The following is a 618-nucleotide window of genomic DNA, read 5'->3' as shown; positions in this document are numbered from 1 at the left end:
GCATCTTGTCGAACGTGCGCGTAAGGCCTTCTCGGTCAACGCCTTCGGCGGCAGTCGAGTTGCGCATGATCGCGGTCTTGATGCCGCCGGGATGCACGGTCGTCACCTTCACCGGGTGACGCGCGGCCTTCATCTCCTGGCGCAGTGCCTCGGTGAACCCGCGGACCGCGAACTTCGCCGAGTTGTACGCCGAGTCGGTGGTCGAGTACTTCGGCAAGGTGAACCAGATCTACAACAACGCGGGCATCGCGTACGTGGGCGACGTCGAGATCACGCCGTTCAAGGACTTCGAGCGGGTGATGGACGTCGATTACTGGGGCGTCGTCAACGGCACCAAGGTGTTCCTGCCGCACCTGATCGCATCCGGCGACGGTCACGTCGTCAACGTCTCGAGCCTGTTCGGCATCTTCTCGATTCCCGGCCAGGCGGCGTACAACTCGGCGAAGTTCGCGGTCCGCGGGTTCACCGAGGCACTGCGCCAGGAGATGAAGGCCGCGCGTCACCCGGTGAAGGTGACGACCGTGCATCCCGGCGGCATCAAGACCGCGATCATGCGCAACTCGACTGCCGCCGAAGGCGTTGACCGAGAAGGCCTTACGCGCACGTTCGACAAGATGC

General features: G+C 63.9%; 2 pseudogenes. One reads left to right on the top strand and one right to left on the bottom strand.

Annotation, left to right across the window (positions count from 1 at the left end):
- Window positions 1-193: pseudogene (locus tag A5663_RS05625) on the bottom strand (SDR family NAD(P)-dependent oxidoreductase); the annotation flags it as partial.
- On the opposite strand from A5663_RS05625, the pseudogene A5663_RS05620 reads away from it, so the two are divergent.
- Window positions 186-618: pseudogene (locus tag A5663_RS05620) on the top strand (SDR family NAD(P)-dependent oxidoreductase); the annotation flags it as partial. The pseudogenes A5663_RS05625 and A5663_RS05620 overlap by 8 nt on opposite strands.

The organism is Mycobacterium sp. E740, from assembly GCF_001672895.1.
In the GTDB taxonomy this organism is placed as follows: Bacteria; Actinomycetota; Actinomycetes; order Mycobacteriales; family Mycobacteriaceae; genus Mycobacterium.
This window is presented reverse-complemented; position numbering and strand designations above follow the sequence as displayed.